The organism is Burkholderia sp. AW49-1 (assembly GCF_053427845.1).
The window spans coordinates 570,174-582,732 of the sequence record NZ_JBSAXF010000001.1; the positions used below are offsets into that span (position 1 = coordinate 570,174).

Consider the following 12,559-nt stretch of genomic DNA (forward strand, 5'->3'; position numbering starts at 1 on the left):
ACCGCGCCGCGCGTCACGCGTCGCCGTCGGCCTCCATCATCTTGCGCAGCAGGTACTGCAATGCGACACGCTCGCCCGGATTGAGCGGTCCGTACGTGCGCTCGGTCACCTGCCGCGCGAACGGCACCGTGCGGTCGATCAGCGCGAGGCCCGCCGCGGTCGCGCGCACGATCAGCTTGCGACCGTCGTTCGGGTCGGGCAGCACCTCGATCAGCGCGCGCGTCTTCAACCGATCGACGACGCCGCGAATCGTCGCCTGGTCGATCGCGGTGGCCTTGACGATGTCGTTCAGCGAACACGCCTGCTTTTCCTTGACCGCGCACAGCGCGACGAACTGCGCGGCCGTCAGGTCCGAATCGGGGATCGCTTCCTGGAAGATCGCGACGTGCCGCTGATAGGCGCGGCGCAGCAGGTGCCCGACCTGGTCATGAAAGTCGTAGGAATCCTTGGAAGACGCCATGAAGATGAGAGCCCGCGCGGCATGAATGAGAAAGGCAAGCAGTGTACACCCTCGAATCGGCACGATCGTTCGCGCGGCGGCCGCTTCATTGCGGTACGTCAGGGTTCATCGCGCCCTTTCCGGCTTTCACCTGACGATTATCCGACGGAGCAGGGCCCGCTCTCGCGACATCGCGCCTCGAGGGCGCCGTTCGCGTCCGTCTGCGGGCTGCCGAACGCACGCCATCGCACTACCGAAGCACTTGCATGCACACACTCCACTTTTGAGCGCATACGCACGAATTTCGTGCATTCCGATCCGCTCGCGACGCTCGCTCACATATGTGCATTTTTCCGAATAATTCCTCAAAAAACATGAGGCTTATCCGGCACATCGGTCGATCCTCATCCGGCCGTTTCCATGCCTGTGTGATTCCGTATTTTCTAGTGTGTACGCTATGTAATTGGCGTGCTATACAGACTCCAGCGCGCGGCGAATCTTCGCTCGCGTCGAACGGCCACCCACTTCATCCGTCACATTCGAACAGGGGCAATCCCATGTCTACCGCACACCCGAGCGCCGCCGTCTCCGCCGACGACACGCTGCACGGCGCGCTCTACCGCAAGGTCACGCTGCGCCTGATCACGCTGTTCTGCCTGTGCTATTTCGCGGCCTATCTCGACCGCATCAACATCGGGCTCGCGAAGCTGCAGATGCTCGACGCGCTGAAGTTCAGCGATACCGTGTACGGGCTCGGCGCCGGCCTGTTCTTCGGCGGCTACATCCTGTTCGAAGTCCCGAGCAACCTGGTCCTGCAGCGCGTCGGCGCAAAGCTGTGGATCGCGCGAATCATGATCACGTGGGGTCTGCTGTCAGGCGCGACGATGTTCGTGCAGACGCCGATGCAGTTCTACATCGTGCGCTTTCTGCTCGGTGCCGCCGAAGCCGGCTTCCTGCCCGGCGTGCTGTTGTACCTGACGCAGTGGTATCCCGATGCGCGCCGCGCGCGGATCGTCGCGCTGTTCATGGTCGGCCTGCCGCTGTCGAGCATGATCGGAAGCCCGATCTCCGGCTGGATCATGCGCGCGTTCGACGGCGCGCACGGGCTCGGCGGCTGGCAGTGGCTGTTCCTGCTCGAGGCATTGCCGTCGGTGCTGCTCGGCTTCGCGGTGCTGCGCTGGCTGCCCAACGGCATCGAAACCGCGCGCTGGCTGAACGCCGATGAGAAGCGCGCGCTGCGAGCCAACCTCGACGCCGACCCGTCCGGCAACAAGAGTCATGCGCTCGGCCGCGCGTTCACCGATCCGAAGGTATGGGCGCTCGGGCTCATCGATCTGTGCGTGCTGCTCGGGCTGTACGCGGTGAGCTTCTGGCTGCCGACGATCCTGCGCGATACCGGCGTGAAGGACGCGTATCACATCGGCTGGCTGATGGTGATCCCCAATGCCGCGGCCGTGCTCGCGACGCTGTATTGCGGCGCGAGTTCCGACCGCGCGCGCGAGCGTCGCTGGCATATCGTCGTCCCGTTCCTGGTGTCGGCCGTCGCGCTCGCATTTGCCGCCGCGTCGTCGCACGGCACGCTCGCGACCGTGCTGCTGTTCTCGCTGATCAACGCAGGTGCGGCCGCCGCGATGCCGGTCGTCTGGGCGTTACCGTCCACGTTCCTGAAGGGCTCGGCGGCGGCCGGCGGGATCGCGTTCGCATGCTCGATCGCAAACCTCGGCGGCTTCGGTAGCACTTACTTCATCGGCTGGCTGCGTGACACGTTCCATTCGCAAAGCGCGGGGCTGTACGGCTTCGCCGCATGCATGCTGGTCGGTTGCGCACTCGCGCTCGCGTATCCGGCGAAGCTCGTGAATCGCTGATGCACATCACGCGCGCGGCGCCGCCAGATCGCCGCGCGCCCGCGCGATTTTCTTCATATCGATGCGCGCGCAACGATGTACGCGAAAATCGTCACCCCGCCATCCCGCTTCGGCCGCACCGTACAATGCTCGGCGTTTGAAACGCCTTTTCGGCACACGTCGCGCGCTCCCTGGTTGCATCGCCTTTTTACAAGCATGCAACCACGACTCGCAGGATCCGCCACGGCACGCCACGACCCTGCGTGCCACATCTCGGCCACACGGGCGTCCGCGCCGATTCCGCCGCGTGGGCACGTCGCTTGCGACATCCATGCGCCCGCCGCCCCGGCGGACGGCAATTCCTTCCTTCAATCCGGCACTGCGTACTGCGCGATCGCTCGCGCGGCGACATTGCATCGCAATCAGGTTCCCTGAATGAGAGGACGACAATGAAATCCATTCGAACGATAGCGGCCCTGTGCTCGGTCATTTCCGTGCTCGCGGCATGCGGCGGAGACGGCAACGACGTCGGCACCGAACTCGGCATCTCGAAACCTCAGGCTCGCTTCATCAACGCGGTGCCGGCCGGCCCGAATCTCGATTACTACCTGAATGCGAAGGTCGATGCGTCGGGTGTCGCGTACAAGGGCGTGACTCGCTATCACGACATCGACTCGGGCACGCAGACCGCGAGCTACGACGTATCGGGAACGACCACGACCGTCGCGTCGCAATCGTTCGGCGCGGCGAATGGCCATCACTACACCACGGTCGCGTTGCCGAGCACGTCGTCGGCGATTTCGGTGATCGACGACCCGTTCGACAAGAAGCTGCTGTCCGACAAGGCGCGCGTGCGCAGCTTCAACGCGTCGCCGAACGCGCAGAATGTCGACGTGTACGTCGTGCCTCCCGGTACCGACATCAACGCGCAAAGTCCGACGCTGGCCGGCGCCGCGTATCAGAACGCCGTGCCGGCATCCGGGCAGGATTCCGTGTACCTCAACGGTGGCAGCTACCAGGTGATCGTCACGACGGCCGGCAGCAAGTCGCCGATCCTCAAGACCGCACCCGTGAGCCTCAACAACAACGCCGACTGGCTGCTGGTGACGATTCCGTCGGGCGGCATCGGCGACGTGACACCGAACGACGTCCACGTGCTCGTTGCGCAAGGCAACGATGCGGACACATCCGCGCAGGAACTCGGCCCGCAGTAACGGCCATCGGCGGACCGCCGGCCGGCGGTCCGCCCGGCACCCACCGATACGTCAGTCGGTTCGCTCGAGGCGTATCACGTGCTCGGCCCGCGTGCCGTCGCCGTGCTCGACATCGACGTCGCCGACATACCGGACGCGCCAGCCCGGCCGCGTCGCGATTTGCGGCATGTTGCCGCCCGGCCGGCTCTCGATCCCGCCGAGCCCTTCGTCGGGCGTGTCGACCGCGTCGTCGAGCGACGCGTTCGAATAGATCACGTTGTCGTGCCATTCGGTCGCGCCTGCGCGGGCCTCCAGGCCCTTGCCGTCGACGTCGACCGTGTTGTCCGTCATCGCCATGTTGGCGTTGTCGAGCGTGACGATCCGCCCGGCCGCGCGACGCACGGGGTCGCCGCTGTCGACCGCATGCGCGTCGACGTCGATCGGCGGCAGGCCGGTCGGCGTTTTCGCCGCGACCGCCTCCGGTGTCAGCGGATGCTTCGCGACTTCGGCTGCCTGGGTCGCCGCATCCGGCATGTCGCCGGCCGCCGGCGTCTTCACCGGGCTCTTCTCGATCTGTTCCCGCTGCTGTTCCGGAGTTGGATTCGATTCCGCGTTCTGCATCGCACCTCCTGTTCCCGACGACGGGCGCCAGCATGATGCGGCCGGTGCCGCTCCGGGAATCGCTACAACAGTCCTTGCAAATCTTTCACGCGCAGCGCGCTGCCCGCGCGCGTCCCGAGACGCACGCATCGGGCGGGCAGGCCGTCACGGCGGCACACGGGCAGCCCGCCCGTGCACCCCGCCCGCTCCCGTCGGTCAGCCGCCGCTTGCGCCCGTTGGCGCGGATGCCGCGCCCGGCATGCTCGCCGCGCCGGCCGCGTCGCTGCCCGGCATCCCCGACGGCGCGGTGGACGGCGCCGGCGCCATGCCGCCGGTGGCGCTCGTGTCCGAACTCGCGCCGGTGCCGGTGTCGCTCTTTTTCTGACAACCCGCACCCGCCGCCAGACCGGCGATCAGGATGCCGGCGAAGACGGCCCGCGATACGTGACGAATGGAATATCGCTGCATGACACCTCCGCTGATGTCGATGTGGATGGAGCCCTTCAATACGCAATTCGCGTGCCTCGTCGTCGATCCAGCCCCATTCATTTTTCGAATGACGGCCAGCCGAATATTTAATTTCCCATCGCCGCGCCCGCCACCCATACTCGCGAACAAATCCGAGACATAACGTCCACGGCGGCCGGGCCCGCGCTGCGTGCACACGCAGCCGGTTCGCGCCCCGCACATGGAAGGAGACAAGGCGTGCAACTGGAAGCCACCCACCGCGCGGGCATCGTGCTCGGCGCGCACGACGCACTGCATCGAACCGACACGGCCGCGCGCGATCCCGCGTTGAGCCCGCGGCTGCACAACGCCGACCTCGCGCCGACCAAGGCCGAGGGCCGCACCTGGGGCCGCTACAGCATCTTTGCGCTGTGGACCAACGACGTGCACAACATCGCGAACTACTCGTTCGCGATCGGCCTGTTCGCGCTCGGCCTGTCGGGCTGGCAGATGCTCGCGTCGCTCGCGATCGGCGCCGTGCTCGTGTATTGCTTCATGAACCTCACCGGCTACATGGGCCAGAAGACCGGCGTGCCGTTCCCGGTGATCAGCCGGATGAGCTTCGGCATCTACGGCGCGCTCTTGCCCGCGATGATCCGCGCGGTGATCGCGATCGCATGGTTCGGAATCCAGACCTATCTCGCATCGGTCGTGCTGCGCGTGCTGCTCACCGCGATCTGGCCGGTCCTGGCCGCGTTCGACCACGATGCGATCCTCGGGCTGTCGACACTCGGCTGGATCACGTTCGTCGCGATCTGGCTGGTTCAGATCGGCATCCTGACTTACGGGATGGAGATGGTCCGCAAGTACGAAGGGCTCGCCGGCCCGGTCATTCTCGTCACGACGCTGTCGCTCGCCGCGTGGATGTTCAGCCGCACCGGCGGCCATCTCGCGATGTCGATCGGCAAGCCGTTGACCGGCCTGAAGATGTGGATCGAGGTGTTCGCGGGCGGCTCGCTGTGGCTCGCGATCTACGGCACGCTGGTGCTCAATTTCTGCGATTTCTCGCGCTCGTCGCCGAGTGCGAAGACGGTGCGGGTCGGCAACTTCTGGGGCCTGCCGGTGAACATCCTGGTGTTCGCGGCGATCAGCTTCGTGCTCGCGGGCGCGCAGTTCAAGTTGAACGGTCAGATCATTCACAGCCCGACGGAAATCATCGCGACGGTGCCGAACAAGCTGTTCCTCGTGCTCGGCTGCCTCGCGTTCCTGATCGTGACGGTCGCGGTAAACATCATGGCGAACTTCGTCGCGCCGGCCTTCGTGCTGACGAGCCTTGCGCCGCACCGGCTGACGTTCCGCCGCGCGGGCCTGATCAGCGCGACGGCCGCAGTGCTGATCCTGCCGTGGAACCTGTACAACAGCCCGATCGTGATCGTCTACTTCCTGTCCGGCCTCGGCGCGCTGCTCGGCCCGCTGTACGGGATCATCACGGTCGACTACTGGCTCGTGCGCAAGCAACGCGTGAACGTGCCGGATCTCTATACCGAAGCGCCGACCGGCGCCTATTTCCATACGCGCGGCGTGAACCGCAAGGCGCTCGCGGCCCTGGTGCCGTCCGCGCTGATCTCGATCGCGCTCGCCGTCGTGCCGGCCTTCAGCGCGATGACGCCGTTCTCCTGGCTGCTCGGCGCGGCCGTCGCGGGCAGCGTGTACTGGCTGACGGCCGATCGAAAACGGCAATACGAGGAGCGCTCGGGCGAACACATCGCGGTCGCCTGCGCCCGACACTGAACGCAGCATACGGAGTGCACCGATGAGAATCCTGGTAGTCAACGTCAACACGACCGAATCGATCACCGACGCCATCGCCGCGCAGGCGCGCGCCGCCGCGTCGCCCGGCACGGAGATCGTCGGGCTGACGCCGCGCTTCGGCGCGGAGTCGGTCGAGGGCAACTTCGAGAGCTATCTCGCGGCGATCGCCGTGATGGACCGCGTGTTGAGCTACGACGAGCCGTACGACGCGGTGATCCAGGCCGGCTACGGCGAACACGGCCGCGAAGGACTGCAGGAACTGCTGACGGTGCCCGTCGTCGACATCACCGAAGCAGCCGCGAGCGTCGCGATGCTGCTCGGCCACCGCTATTCGGTCGTCACGACGCTCGACCGCACGGTGCCGCTGATCGAGGATCGCCTGAAGCTCGCCGGACTCGATGCGCGCTGCGCATCGGTGCGCGCGAGCGGCCTCGCGGTGCTCGAACTCGAGGAGAACCCGGCCCGCGCGATCGAGTCGATCGTCGATCAGGCCGCGCGCGCGGTGAAGGACGATCACGCGGAAGTGATCTGCCTCGGCTGCGGCGGGATGGCCGGCCTCGACCGGCAGATCGAGGAATGCACGGGCGTGCCGGTCGTCGACGGCGTGTCGGCCGCGGTCGCCCTCGCCGAGTCGCTGGTGCGCCTGAAGCTGAAGACGTCGAAGGTCCGCACGTATGCGCCGCCGCGTCCGAAGCGGATCGTCGGCTGGCCGGGCACCTTCGCCAAATGACGGACCGCGCGAACGCGTAGCGCCATGCGGGACGCACCGGAGCCGAACGGCCTTGCCCTCGACGTGTCCGACGCAACGGGCGCGCTCGACGTGCTGGACGCGCGGCTGATGCGCATCCTGCTCGTGCTGCTCACCGAGCGCACCGTGTCGCGCGCGGCCGTGCGGCTGAACATGTCGCAGCCGGCGACGAGCGCCGCGCTCAAGCGCCTGCGCACGCTGCTCGGCGATCCGCTGCTGGTGCGCAGCCGCTACGGGATGGTGCCGACCGAGTTCGGCGCGCGGCTGATCGAGCCGCTGCTCAACGCGCTGCGCGTGATCGACTTCATCCGCATCCAGCAGCCGACCTTCGATGCGCGCACGTCGGTGCGCACTTACCGGATCGGCTGCCCCGACTACCTGAACGTGTTGTTCGTGCCGAAGCTCGTCGCGCTGTTCCGCGAACGCGCACCGAACGCGCAGCTCGTCTTCCATCCGCTCGGCGACGGCTTCGACGACGAACGTGCACTCGCCGACGGCGAGCTCGACGTCGTGATCGACAACCGCCCTGCCCGCTCGTCGCAGTTCCGGCAGGACGACCTGTTCAACGATCGCGTCGTGTGCCTGATGCGCGCGACGCATCCGCTCGCGCGGCGCGGCGCGATGACGGCCGCCGAATTCGCGCAGGCGCCGCAACTGTGCCCGACGCCGTCGTGGCTCGAAGCATCCGGCGCGATCGACCGGCAGCTCGAACGCGTCGGCCTGCAGCGGCGGATCGTCGTCACGCTGCCGCACTTCGAACTCGCCGCGCATGCGCTGGTGCGCTCCGATCTGGTCCTGACCACCACGTACCGGCTCGCGCGCCACTACGCGAAACTGCTGCCGCTCGGCGCGGTCGCGCTGCCGGCCGAGCCGCCCGAGATCGTGTACCGGATGACGTGGAACGAATCGGGATCGTGCGTCGACGGTGTGCGCTGGCTGCGCGCACTGATCGTCGAAGCGACGCGCAGCTGGCTCGATGCGGAAGCCGCACAGCCGGCCGTTGCGGCGGTCGCCGCGAACGCGGATGCGCACGCGCGAACGAACGCGCCGATCGCCGATGCCCCACCCGAACCATTGCGGCGCACACGCCGCCGGCAGGCGACGCATTGCGGTGTCTCGCGGCGACCGCACGTCGCGCGCGCAGCGCGCATCCATCGCATCGCGACGAAGCCGCGCTGAATCGCAAGCCCGACGGCTCCGCGTCGTCGTATGCAACGGGCGGCGGTCCACGCGGCGCAGCATGCGTCACGCATCGCGCATTGGTTGCGCAAGCAACTTGTATGCAATGGCGGCGACAGCGAGCGCGAGCGCGCCGCTCACCGTCAGCGCGGCGGCGAATCCGCTCGCGAAGGCCGCGGGCGCCGCGTCGGCGAGCATGCGCGCGGCCGACGGCGGCACGTGCGCCAGCGCCTGCCCGAGATCGCCGGCCAGCAGGCTCGACATGAACGGCGCATCGACGAACGCGCGCACGTCCGCCACGGCGGACAACATCCGGTCGAGTCGCGCGTGCGTGCTGGCGGCCAGCACCGCGCCGAGCACGCCGACCGCCGTCACGATCGCCGAGAAGCGTGTGGTCGTGCTGATGCCCGACGCCATTCCGGTCCGGTTCGGCGGCACGCACGCCATGATGGCCTTCTGCGTGTCGCCGTTCATGATGCCGGCACCGCAGCCCGTCACGAACATTCCGAGCGCGACGAGCCGGTAGTCGCCGCAGGCCGTCAGCGCCGCGGTCGCGAGATTGCCCGCGCCGATCAGTGCGAGCCCGCCCGCCAGCACGCCGCCGGACGACACGCGCGACGCGAGCATGCCGCCGAGCGACGGTCCCGCGATCATCGCGAACGCGAACGGCAACATCCCGAGCCCCGCGTCGATCGCCGACATCCCGAACGCGTTCTGCAGGTACAGCGGCAGGAACGTCATCATCACCTGCGCGCACGCCGCGTAGCCGAACATCGAGAGCACGGCGCCGACGAAGCGCGGCTGGCGAAACAGCGCGAGATCGATCATCGGCCGTGCCTGCCAGCGCTCCGCGCCGATGAACGCGGCCAGCAGCGCGCCGGCGAGCGCGAGCCGGCCGAGCGTCGCGGCCGACAGCCAGCCGTGCGACGGCGCGCCGATCAGCGCCGCAATCGCGCACGCGAGCGCCGTGCCGAACAGCAGGCTGCCCGCGGCGTCGACCCGTTTCGCATGCGGGTCGCGCGACTCGTCGATCGCGACGCGCGCGCCGACCGCGAGCAGCGCGCACACCGGCAGGTTCAGCAGGAACACCCAGCGCCAGCCGATCCACTGCGTGATCGCGCCGCCGACCAGCGGCGCGACGGCCGTCGCGATCCCCATGCACATCCCCCAGATCGCCCACGCGCGGGCGCGTTCGCGCCCGTCCGGAAAGCGGTTCGCGATCACCGCGAGCGCGGCCGTCAGCAATAGCGCGGCCCCGCCGCCCTTCACCGCGCGCGCGGCGATCAGCCAGGCTGCCGACGGCGCGATCCCGCATCCGAGCGACGCGAGCGCAAAGAGCGCGAGCCCCGCGCCGAGCATGCGTTTGCGCCCGAAGCGATCCGCGAGCCCGCCGGCCGGCAGCAGGCATGCGGCGAACGCGGTCATGTAGGCGCTCACGACCCACTCGATGTCGGCGAAACTCGCATGGAAGCTGCGCGCGACACTCGGCAGCGACACGGCGACGACGTTCGTGTCGAGCACGATCAGCGAGCACGTCGCGGAGGCGACCGCGAGCGTCGCGGCGGCCGGCAGGCGGGCACGCGCATGCGCGGCGGCGTGCGCGCCCGAGCGCGGGGCGGGAGAAAACTGGGGCATCGACGGGCTCCGAAGCAAGAGGGACGAGCCGTATGCTAGGCTGGCCCCGTATTGCCTGTCATTGACATACCCATGCAGTTTCATTGACGAAAATCGCAATCATGAATCCGCTCGAATTCCGTCACGTGCGCGCGTTCCTGGCCGTCGCGCAGCACCTGCATTTCGCCCGCGCGGCCGACGCGCTCGACATGGCGCCGCCCGCGCTCACGCGGCAGATCCAGGAAGCCGAGCGGGTGCTCGGCGTGCGGCTGTTCCAGCGCTCGCGCCGCGCGGTCACGCTGACGGCGGCCGGCGAAGCGTTTCTCGCCGAGGCAAGCGCCGCGTTCGAGCATCTGCAGCGCGGGCGCGAACTCGCGACGCTCGCCGAGCGCGGCGAGCTCGGCCGCCTCGAGATCGGCTATGTGTCGTCGGCCGTCTATTCGGGCACGCTGCAGCGCACGGTCGGCGCGTTCCGCGCCGCGCATCCGCGCATCGAGCTGAACCTGCGCGAAGTGCCGATGGACGACGTCGCGAAGCAGCTCGACACGGGCCGGCTCGACCTCGCATACGTGCGCCCGCCATTGCCGCTGCCGGGCGGCCTGCGGATCGTCACACTGCAGCGCGACGTGTTCGTCGCGGCGGTGCCGGCCGATTCGCGTTACGCGGCGATGACCGCCGTGCGAGCCGCCGATCTCGCCGACGCACGCTTCGCGGTGCCCGAACAGGAACGCGGCACGCTCGAAGTCGCACGCCGCGGCCGCTTCGCGCCGGTGATCGCCGCGCGGCCGGGCGGGTTGCTCGCGGTGCTCGCGTGCGTGTCGGTGAACGGCTGGGTCGCCGTGATCCCGGACGCGCTCGCCGGCTGCGTGTCGTTGCCGGGCGTCGTATACCGGCCGATCGCCGGCAGGCCGATCATGTCCGAACTCGCGCTCGCGCATCGACGCTTCGAAAAGGCGCCCGCGGTGCGCGCTTTCCTGCGCACCGTTCCGGCCGCTGGCTAGGGACTGTTCGCGCAAAACGGACTGGCGCCGCCCCGCCGCCGTCGAGCATGCCTCGAGGGCGGCCGCAGCCTTGGCTTCTCCACCCCGTCACGCACCATCCTCGCGTGAATAAGCATTTCGCGATTCGATGTTTGCCCGCGCGAAGGCGATTCCGTAATCTGCCCGGCAGCCGCGCGGCCTGCGCGGATCACCGAGGACCCGCCGCCGATGACTTCTCCCCCCGCCCCGGCCCGCCGCCGCGCCCTGCTGCGCGTGGCCGCCCTGGCCGCCGCACCGCTGGCCGGCAACGCCGTATTGCCCGTGCGCGCGGCCGGCCCCGACCCGTCGAACGTCACGCTGGTGCTCGGCGACCAGGCCGGCGGCCTGCGCGCGCTGGCCGAAGCGGCGCGCGTGTTCGACGGCGTGCCGTACCGGTTTCGATGGGCGAATTTCCAGGGCGCGGCACCGTTGTTCGAAGCGCAGCGCGCGGGCGCGATCGATCTCGCGCCGGCCGGCGACCTGCCGGTGTTGACGGCCGCGCTCGGCGATCCGGCATTGCGGATCGTCGCGACGCGCGTCGGCTCGCCCGCGTCGCTCGGCATCGTCGTGCAGCCCGATTCGCCGGTGCGCACCGTCGCCGACCTGAAGGGGCGCACCGTCGTCGTGTCGTCGGCGCGCGGCAGCATCTCGCAATACCAGCTGTACGGTGCGCTGCGCGAACACGGCCTCGCACCGGGCGACGTCGAGGTGCGCTTCGTGCTGCCGGTCGATGCGTTCGCCGCGTTCGAGGCAAAGCAGATCGGCATCTGGGCAACCTTCGATCCGTATTACGGGCACGTGGTACGGCGCGGTGCACGCGTCGTGCGCGACGGCAGCGGGATCAATTCGGGCCTCGCGTTCCTCACGTCGCCGGTCGACACGCTCGACGATCGCTCGAAGCGCGCGGCGCTGTCGGACGTGCTCGCGCGGCTGACCCGCGCCGGCCAGTGGGCGTTGTCGCACCCTGTCGATTACGCGGCCGTCTATGCGTCGCTCACGCGTCTGCCGCGCGATGCGGCCGCGGACATCGTCCATCGGGCGGCGCTCGCGCAGCGCGGTGTCACCGGCGCGGACATCGACGTGCTGCAGCGTGTCGCCGACCGTGCCGCCGCGGACGCGATCCTGCCGAAGCGCGTCGACGTCGCGTCGATCGCGATACGCAACCTGTCGGCCGCATGACCGGCCTTGCGCGCGCTCAACGCGGCTTCGACATGTCGAGATCCGGCACGTCGTCGCCGAACGTCGACGCGACCAGCGTGCGCATCGCGGCGACCAACAACGTCGGCCCCGACTGGTTGAACGTACAGCGCTCGCCCGCCGCCGGCACGGCCCGATGCAGGACCGCGCGCCACGCGCCGCGCCCGCCGTCGCGCTCGAACGCACCGAACGGCAAGCGCTCGACCAGCGGGCCGCCGTCCGCCCACGACGACGACGGCGCGTACGGCACCGGCGTGCCGCCCGGTTCGCGAATGACCGTGCACCCCGCGACGTCGACGCGCGGCACGCCGAGGTCTTCCACCATCGCCACCCAGAAATCGAGCGGTGCACCGGTCAGCTCCTGAACCTGCATCGCGCCCTCCAGCGGTCTTGAAAACGTCATCCTAGCGCCACCGCGCGTGGTTCGCCGACGCGCCGCCGTCCGATGTTTTCCCGGACAAGCCGGT

The 12,559-nt window shown here is 68.8% G+C and carries 12 protein-coding genes; 7 read left to right on the forward strand and 5 right to left on the reverse strand.

What is annotated here, in order from left to right; all coding sequences use genetic code 11:
- Positions 1 to 13: 13 nt before the first annotated feature.
- Positions 14 to 460: a MarR family winged helix-turn-helix transcriptional regulator gene (locus ACV22W_RS02380; protein WP_059598821.1), complete on the reverse strand. Its 447-nt coding sequence runs from the start codon at positions 458 to 460 to the stop codon at positions 14 to 16.
- Positions 461 to 996: 536 nt separating this feature from the next.
- Between ACV22W_RS02380 and ACV22W_RS02385 the strand changes: the two genes are divergently transcribed.
- Together ACV22W_RS02385 and ACV22W_RS02390 are read left to right on the forward strand one after the other, a co-directional pair.
- Positions 997 to 2,304: an MFS transporter gene (locus ACV22W_RS02385; RefSeq protein WP_448017565.1), complete on the forward strand. Its 1,308-nt coding sequence runs from the start codon at positions 997 to 999 to the stop codon at positions 2,302 to 2,304.
- Positions 2,305 to 2,732: 428 nt separating this feature from the next.
- A complete protein-coding gene (locus tag ACV22W_RS02390) occupies positions 2,733 to 3,497 on the forward strand; it encodes a DUF4397 domain-containing protein (RefSeq protein WP_448017566.1) in 765 nt (254 codons plus the stop codon).
- A 51-nt stretch (positions 3,498 to 3,548) separates the two neighbouring features.
- Here the strand turns inward: ACV22W_RS02390 and ACV22W_RS02395 are convergent, their stop codons facing one another.
- Together ACV22W_RS02395 and ACV22W_RS02400 are read right to left on the reverse strand one after the other, a co-directional pair.
- Positions 3,549 to 4,097: a DUF3005 domain-containing protein gene (locus ACV22W_RS02395; RefSeq protein ID WP_448017567.1), complete on the reverse strand. Its 549-nt coding sequence runs from the start codon at positions 4,095 to 4,097 to the stop codon at positions 3,549 to 3,551.
- Between the two features lie 195 nt (positions 4,098 to 4,292).
- A complete protein-coding gene (locus ACV22W_RS02400; protein ID WP_448017568.1) occupies positions 4,293 to 4,682 on the reverse strand; it encodes a hypothetical protein in 390 nt (129 codons plus the stop codon).
- 99 nt (positions 4,683 to 4,781) lie between these two features.
- Between ACV22W_RS02400 and ACV22W_RS02405 the strand changes: the two genes are divergently transcribed.
- From ACV22W_RS02405 to ACV22W_RS02415, 3 genes are read left to right on the forward strand one after another with little or no spacing between them, the layout of a single operon-like run.
- Positions 4,782 to 6,314 (forward strand): NCS1 family nucleobase:cation symporter-1, encoded by a 1,533-nt coding sequence (locus tag ACV22W_RS02405; RefSeq protein ID WP_448017569.1) that lies wholly within the window; start codon positions 4,782 to 4,784, stop codon positions 6,312 to 6,314.
- Between the two features lie 22 nt (positions 6,315 to 6,336).
- Entirely contained in the window at positions 6,337 to 7,065 is a 729-nt protein-coding gene (locus ACV22W_RS02410; RefSeq protein WP_059524874.1) for an aspartate/glutamate racemase family protein, read from the forward strand.
- Positions 7,066 to 7,089: 24 nt separating this feature from the next.
- Complete coding sequence (locus ACV22W_RS02415) at positions 7,090 to 8,262, forward strand: LysR family transcriptional regulator (RefSeq protein WP_448017570.1); 1,173 nt, start codon at positions 7,090 to 7,092, stop codon at positions 8,260 to 8,262.
- A 66-nt stretch (positions 8,263 to 8,328) separates the two neighbouring features.
- Here ACV22W_RS02415 and ACV22W_RS02420 read toward each other — a convergent pair whose 3' ends face one another.
- Complete coding sequence (locus ACV22W_RS02420; RefSeq protein WP_448017571.1) at positions 8,329 to 9,897, reverse strand: MFS transporter; 1,569 nt, start codon at positions 9,895 to 9,897, stop codon at positions 8,329 to 8,331.
- Positions 9,898 to 9,998: 101 nt separating this feature from the next.
- Here ACV22W_RS02420 and ACV22W_RS02425 point away from each other — a divergent pair, with 101 nt between their 5' ends.
- Both ACV22W_RS02425 and ACV22W_RS02430 read left to right on the forward strand, forming a co-directional pair.
- Positions 9,999 to 10,877, forward strand: a complete 879-nt coding sequence (locus tag ACV22W_RS02425) for a LysR family transcriptional regulator (protein ID WP_448017572.1) — start codon at positions 9,999 to 10,001, stop codon at positions 10,875 to 10,877.
- A 207-nt stretch (positions 10,878 to 11,084) separates the two neighbouring features.
- Positions 11,085 to 12,074 (forward strand): ABC transporter substrate-binding protein, encoded by a 990-nt coding sequence (locus ACV22W_RS02430; protein ID WP_448017573.1) that lies wholly within the window; start codon positions 11,085 to 11,087, stop codon positions 12,072 to 12,074.
- Positions 12,075 to 12,090: 16 nt separating this feature from the next.
- On the opposite strand, the gene ACV22W_RS02435 is transcribed toward ACV22W_RS02430, so the two are convergent.
- Positions 12,091 to 12,465 carry a phage protein NinX family protein gene (locus tag ACV22W_RS02435; protein WP_448018108.1) on the reverse strand — a complete coding sequence of 125 codons (375 nt, stop codon included), beginning with the start codon at positions 12,463 to 12,465 and terminating at the stop codon, positions 12,091 to 12,093.
- Positions 12,466 to 12,559: the final 94 nt, after the last annotated feature.

Bases quoted from the DNA above. Each gene is read 5' to 3' on its own strand.
- ACV22W_RS02380 (WP_059598821.1), bottom strand. From the start codon at position 460: ATGGCGTCTTCCAAGGATTCCTACGACTTTCATGACCAGGTCGGGCAC.
- ACV22W_RS02430 (WP_448017573.1), top strand. From the start codon at position 11,085: ATGACTTCTCCCCCCGCCCCGGCCCGCCGCCGCGCCCTGCTGCGCGTG.
- ACV22W_RS02385 (WP_448017565.1), top strand. From the start codon at position 997: ATGTCTACCGCACACCCGAGCGCCGCCGTCTCCGCCGACGACACGCTG.
- ACV22W_RS02410 (WP_059524874.1), top strand. From the start codon at position 6,337: ATGAGAATCCTGGTAGTCAACGTCAACACGACCGAATCGATCACCGAC.
- ACV22W_RS02420 (WP_448017571.1), bottom strand. From the start codon at position 9,897: ATGCCCCAGTTTTCTCCCGCCCCGCGCTCGGGCGCGCACGCCGCCGCG.
- ACV22W_RS02425 (WP_448017572.1), top strand. From the start codon at position 9,999: ATGAATCCGCTCGAATTCCGTCACGTGCGCGCGTTCCTGGCCGTCGCG.
- ACV22W_RS02390 (WP_448017566.1), top strand. From the start codon at position 2,733: ATGAAATCCATTCGAACGATAGCGGCCCTGTGCTCGGTCATTTCCGTG.
- ACV22W_RS02395 (WP_448017567.1), bottom strand. From the start codon at position 4,097: ATGCAGAACGCGGAATCGAATCCAACTCCGGAACAGCAGCGGGAACAG.
- ACV22W_RS02415 (WP_448017570.1), top strand. From the start codon at position 7,090: ATGCGGGACGCACCGGAGCCGAACGGCCTTGCCCTCGACGTGTCCGAC.
- ACV22W_RS02400 (WP_448017568.1), bottom strand. From the start codon at position 4,682: ATGGGTGGCGGGCGCGGCGATGGGAAATTAAATATTCGGCTGGCCGTC.
- ACV22W_RS02435 (WP_448018108.1), bottom strand. From the start codon at position 12,465: ATGCAGGTTCAGGAGCTGACCGGTGCACCGCTCGATTTCTGGGTGGCG.